The sequence below is a fragment of the Methanobrevibacter sp. genome (assembly GCF_045636185.1).
GTDB lineage: Archaea > Methanobacteriota > Methanobacteria > Methanobacteriales > Methanobacteriaceae > Methanocatella.
Map to the genome: position 1 here is coordinate 1 of NZ_JAZTXC010000101.1, position 8,225 is coordinate 8,225.

Sequence of the window (8,225 nt, forward strand, 5' to 3'; positions counted from 1 at the left end):
AGTGAAGAAAAACACTCATTCAAATACATTGATCCTAAACAGCTTTGTCCTCACTGTAGGAAAAACCAATCATTAGAAGATATTGAAGCCAGCTATGACATTATTGAAACTAAAAATTCAGCTGACCTCAATGACATTAAGCAATCCATTCGTTCCAATATCGATGGTGAATATGAGAAAAAGATTGAGAAAATCAATGAAAAAATCGAAAAACTCAACAGTGCTGAAGGTGAAGTTGACACCGAAGCTATTGAAAAATTAAAAGAAGATAAAGTTAAATTATTAGAAGAACAGGATGAAAAATCTGAAAAGAAATTCCAAACAGAATTTAAAAGACGCACTGAAGAATATGTCCGCACTTATCTTCAAGGTCTTGTTCAAGAACCAATCATCTTGGATAAACCAGTTACAATCCATCAAGGCGATTATAAATTAACTGCATCTGAAATCAGAGAAAGATTAGAAAGAATCAATGATGAGGATATTTATGTTTTAGGTATTAATCCTGAAGTTGCAAGGCCTGAATGGTTAGTTTTAACTGTTTTACCTGTTCCTCCAGTAACCGTAAGACCATCCATTACTTTGGATACTGGTGAACGTTCAGAAGATGATTTAACTCACAAATTAGTAGATATTCTCCGTATTAATCAAAGATTAGTTGAAAATATGGAAGCTGGTGCTCCACAATTAATCGTAGAAGATTTATGGGACTTATTACAATATCACGTTACTACTTACTTTGATAACGAAGCTAGTGGTGTTCCACCATCCAAACACAGATCAGGAAGACCTTTAAAAACCTTAACTCAAAGGTTAAAAGGAAAAGAAGGAAGATTCAGATCAAACCTTTCCGGTAAACGTGTAAACTTCTCTGCACGTACAGTAATTTCTCCTGATCCAAACATCAGTATTAACGAAGTCGGTGTTCCTGAAATGATTGCAAAAGAGGTAACCGTACCTGCATATGTAAATGAATGGAACATTGATGAAATCAGAACTTATGTTGAAAATGGTCCGGATGTGCACCCTGGTGCAAACTATTTGAGAAGCGAATCTGGAAACAGAAGAAAAATCAATGAAGATACTAAAGAATATATCTTAGAGAATTTAAAACCAGGTGATATTGTAGAAAGACACTTAAAAGATGGAGACATGGTTTTATTCAATCGTCAGCCTTCACTTCACAGAATGAGTATGATGGCACACGAAGTAAGAGTATTACCTTACAAAACATTCCGTCTAAACTTATGTGTATGTCCTCCATACAATGCAGACTTCGATGGAGACGAAATGAACATGCACGTTTTCCAAACTGATGAGTCTCGTGCAGAGGCAAAATCATTGATGCGTGTACAAGAGCACATCTTATCTCCAAGGTTTGGTGGACCAATTATTGGTGCAATTCACGATCACATTTCCGGAGCATATCTGTTAACCAGAAAAACAATGACATTCACAGAAGAACAAGCACTTCAAATTGTTCGTAAATCTCATTTAGCAATCCCTGAAAAAGATGGCGACAAATGGATATTAAAATCAGAATCTGAAGAAAGTCCAGAAATCGAAAGGGAAATCGCTAAGAAAACCAAAAATGTTCGTGGAACCAAAGCAGATAAAGAAGCTTATCTCAACACTTTAGACTTAACTGAAGATGAAATAGCAAAACGTCTTAAAGCAAACAAATGGAATGATGAAGAAAAAGAAATCATTAAATCTATTGCTCAGAAACGTATTGCTGATGAGATTACTGCAAAATATTCATCTGGTGATGATGATGCAGATGCCGATTCATTAATCATTAAAAATGAAGGTGATGAATGGACTGGTAAAGAATTATTCTCATTACTTTTACCTAATGACTTAAACTTAACTTATAAAGCTGAAATTTGTACTAAATGTGGCCAATGTGAAAAAACATTAGCAGAAAATCCTGATTTGGATGATGATGCTTATAACACATTATGTCCTATCGATGCATATGTCAGAATTAAAAATGGTATCTTGAAAAATGGTGTCATTGACGAAAAAGCATATGGTTCAATGTCTGGTCAAGTTTTAGATAAAATAGTTAAAGAATATGGTCCAGGAAGAGCAAAAGAATTCTTAGACAGGTCAACTGATTTAGCTATTTGTGGAATCATGGTAACTGGTATTACAACCAGTTTAAATGACGAAGAAATTCCTGAAGAAGCTCAAGCAAGGATTAATGAGCACTTACAAAATTCAGAAGAGAAAGTAGATAAATTAATTGATCTTTATAATGAAGGTATTCTTGATGCATTACCTGGTAGAAGTTTAGAAGAGACTTTGGAAATGAGAATTATGCAAGTTCTTGGGGAAGCCAGGGATAAATCCGGTGAAATTGCAGAAGATTATTTAACTATGGAACACAACCACTCTGTTGTAATGGCACGTACTGGTGCTAGGGCATCTATGTTGAACTTGACTCAGATTACTTCCTGTGTAGGTCAACAGGCAGTTAGGGGTGGACGTATCCACAGGGGTTACATTGAAAGAACCTTACCTCACTTCAAAAGAAATGAATTGGGGGCAAAGGCAAAAGGATTTGTACACTCAAGTTATAAATCTGGATTAGACCCAATCGAGTTCTTCTTCCACGCTATGGGAGGAAGGGAAGGTCTTGTAGATACTGCGATTCGTACAGCACAATCAGGTTATATGCAAAGAAGACTTGTAAACGCACTTCAAGATTTACAGGTAAAACCTTCAGGACTTGTAACTGACAATCAAAGTAATGTTGTTCAAAGAATCTTTGGTGACGATGGAGTAGATCCAGCTAAAAGTGACTTTGGTATAGCAGCAAACTTAGATAAACTTATAGAAGAGATTAAATTAGAAGAATCTAAGGAAGTAGGTAAATAGGGGGTGTAAATATGGATGAATTAATTGAAAAAGTGCAAAATACTTTGGAAGAGCGCAATATTTGCATTCCAGAAGGTTATGATATTAAAAATATTTTAGTAGATTATGAGTCAGTCGACATTACTGATGACATTTTTGAAGAAATAATCGCTAAATGTAAAAATGTTAATTTAGTCTGTAATTTATTAAATCAATATGATATTGATTTTGTTGAATTTTCAGACACTTTGGAAGAAAATGACATTGAATTGTTAGATGTTTATTATATTAAGAATATTTTTGATAAGACCAATAAAAATCAACTTTCCGATGAAGATTTGGAATCAGTTATCAATGATATCAGTGTCATTGATAAGGTTTTAGAAGTCTTAACTGATAAGGGTATCGAATTCCCTAAAGGTTATGTTGAAGACTTAGCAAAAGCTTATACTCATCGTGACTTAACTGATGATGAATTAGATAAACTTGTAGACAAATTAAAAACTGCCTATGACCGAGCTCATGTAGAAGCTGGGGAGGCTGTTGGAACAGTAGCTGCACAATCTGTTGGTGAACCAGGTACTCAGATGACTATGCGTACTTTTCACTATGCAGGGGTTACTGAGTTAAACGTAACATTGGGTCTTCCAAGACTTATCGAAATTGTTGACGCAAGAAAAGATATTGCAACCCCAACAATGGACATTTACTTTGAAGAAGATAAGTGTCAAGATGAGGAATTCGTTAAAACTTTAGCAAATAAAATTGGTAGAAGTACTATTAACGATATTCTTGAAGACTTTAATTTAAATTATGCTGAAATGCAAGTTGAAGCTACATTATCAGATAAGAAGATTGATGAAAGAAGACTTGTCAAAGAGGAAATCATTCAAAAAATCGAGTCTGACTTCAAAAAAGATAAGCCTGAGATTAATGGAAATCTCATAATAATCAAACCTAAAGAAGATGGAGATGAAAGACACAGAATCCGTAATCTCCGTTTATTAGCTGATAAAGTCCGTGACTTACAAATCAGTGGAGTTAAAAAGATAGGTAAGGTTATTATCCGTAAGGATGAAGAATGGGTTATCCATACTGAAGGATCAAACCTCAAAGAAATTTTATCTTTTGACGGAATTGATGCTAGAAGAACTACTACAAATAGTATTCGTGAAATTGAAGATGTTTTAGGTATTGAAGCAGCTCGTCAATCAATTATTAATGAAGCGAGAAAAACTCTTGAAGAGCAAGGTCTTACCGTTGATGTAAGACATATCATGTTAGTTGCAGATATTATGACTTCCGAAGGTGAAGTGAAATCTATTGGAAGACATGGTATTAGTGGTGAAAAATCAAGTGTTTTAGCACGTGCAGCTTTTGAAGAAACCGGTAAACATTTACTTAACGCAAGTATTCGTGGTGAAGTAGATGATTTAACTGGTATCATCGAAAATATTATTATTGGACAACCAATACCTCTTGGTACCGGATCAATCGGTGTCAAAATGGCAAAAAATGAATAGGAGGCTAGATGATGGACGTAGATAGAGGAATCAGAGTAGCTGTCGACACAGGTGATGTGACTTTAGGCTCTGAAAAATCAATTCAATCTTTAAAATTAGGAAAAGGTCAACTCGTTGTAGTTGCTCAAAATGCTCCTAAAGATATTATTGAAGATGTTGAATATTATGCAAAACTCTCAGAAATCCCTTGTCACATTTATGATGGAACAAGTGTTGACTTAGGTTCTGTTTGTGGTAAACCTTTTACCGTTGCTACATTAATCGTTAACGATCCAGGAGATTCTACTATATTAGATGATTTGAGGTAGATTTACGTGTCTATTAAATTTGGTGCAAATGAAATAAGATTCATTGCTCTTTTTGAAAATATGACTGGAGCAATGGTTAAGGATTGCATTATCGATGATGATAACAATAAGGTTACTTTCGTTGTTAAGCAAGGAGATATGGGATTAGCTATAGGTAAACGTGGAAGTACCGTATCAAAAGTTCAAAGAGCAGTAGATAGAGGGGTCGAAGTCATTGAATTCAATGAAGATCCTGAACAGTTTATTAAAAATATTTTATCTCCGGCTGAGTTGCAAAGTGTAAAGATTTCAACTAGAAAATCTGGAGACAAAATTGCTACTGTTGCAACAGATAATACCAATAAGCGTATTGCTATTGGTAAAAATGGTATTAACATAGAAAGGGCTAAAGTATTAGCTAATAGACTACATAATATTGACAACATTATTTTAAAATAGCTTTTTTAAGCTATTATCTTTTTTTTATTTTTTTATTTTAAAATTTAATCTGTATAATTAATTATTTTTGTAAAATGATGATGAGACTGAAGTCTATTTTTTTAATTTTATTTACTTATTTTTCATTTAATTCCATTACAATAAAGTACAATCTATTATTGAGGATATAAATCTTTACTAGTATATGGTTTTAAGATAATAATATAAATCATATCTATGATCTTGAGATATTTGATTCCTGAAGGTCATCTGTGCTATTTTATTAAAATCTTGTTGATTTAGTTGTTTGTTCGAGAGTAAACAGGTAGTTCGTGAAAGCAGTGTGTTGTTTAACAAAGAATAAGTTATTGGAAAAATGAATGCAAAAATAATATTAAAAAAAGAAAGCATTAGGTTTAGGTTAATTTACATATTTTAGAAAGGATGCCCCGACCCATAGGGGTCGAGGCAGTTTGTATAGTGTGTAAAATTTTTTTAGTTGAAATTGCAATTTTCTATAGTTCCATTAATATCGGGATTTACGCCGATTGCATATTTTGAATCAATTTCATTAAAATTACAATTTCTTACTTCATATTCGTTCTCAATGAAGATAACATTCCAATATCCATTTGCGGTATCTTTATTGAAATTACTGTCAATCACTTTACCATTTTTCATATAGACAGCACCAGCATAACCGCATGCATTATTGCTATCAAAATTACAGTTGTCTACTTTACCGTTATTTATGTATAATGCACCGCCAAAGATAATACCGTCATTTTTAGTCAAATTAGAATTGGATACCGCACCATTTTTATTAATGTATACAGCACCACCATTTGTGTAAGCAAAGTTGTTTTCAGCATTACAATTGTCTACACTACCTTCATGCATCCAAATTGCACCGCCGTCATTTCCAGCATAGTTGTTTTTAAAATTACTGTTATTGACAGATCCTCTAATTATCCAAGCGGCACCACCATTGCGCTCAGCACGATTGTTTTCAAAATTACAGTTTTCAATATTACCGTAATATATTCCAACAGCTCCTCCATCGTAAGCAGTATTGTTGATGAAGTTGGAGTTTATTACACTACCTTGGTTTATGAAAACAGTAGCTGCATATGCGATATTGTTGTTGAAGTTGGAGTTTGTTACAAGACCTTCATTCATCCAGATAGCGCTACCTTGATAGCCAGTAATGTTGGTAAAATTACAGTTATCTACAATACCTGATTGTAAAAATTTAACTGCACCATCATTTCTGCCGAGGTCTACATTTCTAAAGTTTATATTTTTAAGAACTACTCCGTCGGCTACTATATCAAATATTCTAACATTAGAATAATTCATGTCAATTATGGTATTATTACCATCAATAATGCCTGGTTTTGTAATTTTAATAGTGCTACCGGAATCGTATATGTATATGTCTTTATCTAAAGTAATATTTCCTCCCAATCCGATTTCGTCAGCTAAACCAGAATATGTGCCTATATTCACATCATCAGTAGTATTATTAACATCACTAACTTCATCTATCAATACATCTTCATGTGGAGTATTGTCGATAAAGGTTGTGTTTAAATCGAAGTTTTCATTTGGATTAGCAGCACTAACAGCACCTGATAAAACAAATAAAACCAATAAAATTGTCATTATGGATATTATTCTTTTAATATTAATCACTCCTAAATTTTTTTGAAATAATTTTTTCGACAGTAATATTATTTCATGTCAAAACTATATTCCATAATAATATGTGTGTTTTTTTATTATATTTAAAATAGTTGGTATGTAAGCACTTACTTGCACTTTAAAAAGTAAAATAATTAATTTTCATCGTATTTTCATCTTTTTAATTAATTATTTATATTAAAATAAAATTTAAAGCTAATATGTAGCATTTAATACTATTCATTATAGTTAAACTCTTTCTTAACTGGGTCATGATTTTAATCTTATAAAGTGATGTTTTTATGGCCCCCAATAAAACATAAAATAATCCTTTAAAAATACTAAATATCTCGATAATGGTTTAATATTTGAATATGAATAAAAATAATGACTTAATAGATTTATATTAACATTATTTAATGTTTTTAAATGTAAGTAAGCGCTTACTTTCGAAAACATTTATATACTATTAATTTGCAATGATTGTATGGTATTATTATATATATTCTTAGAAAGGATGATACTATGAATAAAATATTTTTTAGTTTTACATGTTTATTAATAGCTTTATTGAGTTTGGTATGCGTATGCGCTGTTGATGTTGACTCTTGTAGCTGTGAATGTAATTTTAGTGAAAGTCATGCTGAACGTGTTGTTTTGGATGAAAATTGTACAAGTGTAGAAATTGATTCTCTTGCTGTCTGTAATGTAGGTGATAATCCTAATAATGATGAATATAATGGCGGATCAACTTTAAGTTCAAAGGATGAATCCTTTAAAACACAATCTTATGCCGCTACTAACATTTCTTCTACAAACAGTAATTTAATTAAAGATGTGAAAAATAATAATGAAAATACTTTTAAAGAATTAAATAATATAATAATAACAAAAAATAAATTACACAAAAATAAGCAAGGTAATCCACTTGTTTTAGAAAGAGATTATATTTTTAATCCAAAAACAGATGGAGATTTTATTTCAGGAATTAAACTACCTAACAATTTTATTATTGATGGTAAAGGGCATATTATTGATGCTAAAAATTCAGCAAGAATATTTAATGTTGGTGGTATTGTTACTTTGGAGAATATTACTTTTATGAATGGCAGGGCTAATTATGGCGGTGCTATTTTTAGTAATAAGGGTTCTAATTTAACTATTGTTAATTGTGAATTTATCAATAATCATGCTTATTATGGCGGTGCAATATGTGATATTAACTCCACCACCTATCTAAACCGTGTAAATTTCATTAATAATGGTGCTTCTATTTTGGGAGGCGGAATTTATAAAATTTATGGAAAATTAGAAATTAGTGAATCTAATTACAATAATAATACTGCTAAAAATGGTGGTGCATTGTATATTTCACATTGTAATAATAATATTGTCATGAATGATATCTTATTCGATAAAAACATTGCAGAAG

At 31.9% G+C, this 8,225-nt stretch carries 5 protein-coding genes and 1 pseudogene; 5 read left to right on the plus strand and 1 reads right to left on the minus strand.

What is annotated here, in order from left to right; genetic code table 11:
* Window positions 1-204 precede the first annotated feature (204 nt).
* Genes ACKI3Q_RS05800 through ACKI3Q_RS05815 form a run of 4 tightly spaced genes read left to right on the plus strand, consistent with a single transcriptional unit; the run spans window position 205 to window position 5,131 of the window.
* A complete protein-coding gene (locus ACKI3Q_RS05800) occupies window positions 205-2,883 on the plus strand; it encodes a DNA-directed RNA polymerase subunit A' (RefSeq protein WP_407415176.1) in 2,679 nt (892 codons plus the stop codon).
* A gap of 11 nt (window positions 2,884-2,894) precedes the next feature.
* Window positions 2,895-4,385 carry a DNA-directed RNA polymerase subunit A'' gene (gene rpoA2, locus ACKI3Q_RS05805; protein ID WP_407415170.1) on the plus strand — a complete coding sequence of 497 codons (1,491 nt, stop codon included), beginning with the start codon at window positions 2,895-2,897 and terminating at the stop codon, window positions 4,383-4,385.
* Window positions 4,386-4,393: 8 nt separating this feature from the next.
* Window positions 4,394-4,693, plus strand: a complete 300-nt coding sequence (locus ACKI3Q_RS05810; protein WP_292877703.1) for a 50S ribosomal protein L30e — start codon at window positions 4,394-4,396, stop codon at window positions 4,691-4,693.
* A 6-nt stretch (window positions 4,694-4,699) separates the two neighbouring features.
* A complete protein-coding gene (locus tag ACKI3Q_RS05815) occupies window positions 4,700-5,131 on the plus strand; it encodes a NusA-like transcription termination signal-binding factor (protein ID WP_407415172.1) in 432 nt (143 codons plus the stop codon).
* 474 nt (window positions 5,132-5,605) lie between these two features.
* Here the strand turns inward: ACKI3Q_RS05815 and ACKI3Q_RS05820 are convergent, their stop codons facing one another.
* The gene (locus ACKI3Q_RS05820; protein WP_407415174.1) at window positions 5,606-6,775 is read right to left on the minus strand and encodes a hypothetical protein; all 1,170 of its coding nucleotides are present in this window, start codon (window positions 6,773-6,775) and stop codon (window positions 5,606-5,608) included.
* Window positions 6,776-7,369: 594 nt separating this feature from the next.
* Between ACKI3Q_RS05820 and ACKI3Q_RS05825 the strand changes: the two are divergent.
* Window positions 7,370-8,225: pseudogene (locus ACKI3Q_RS05825) on the plus strand (hypothetical protein); the annotation flags it as partial.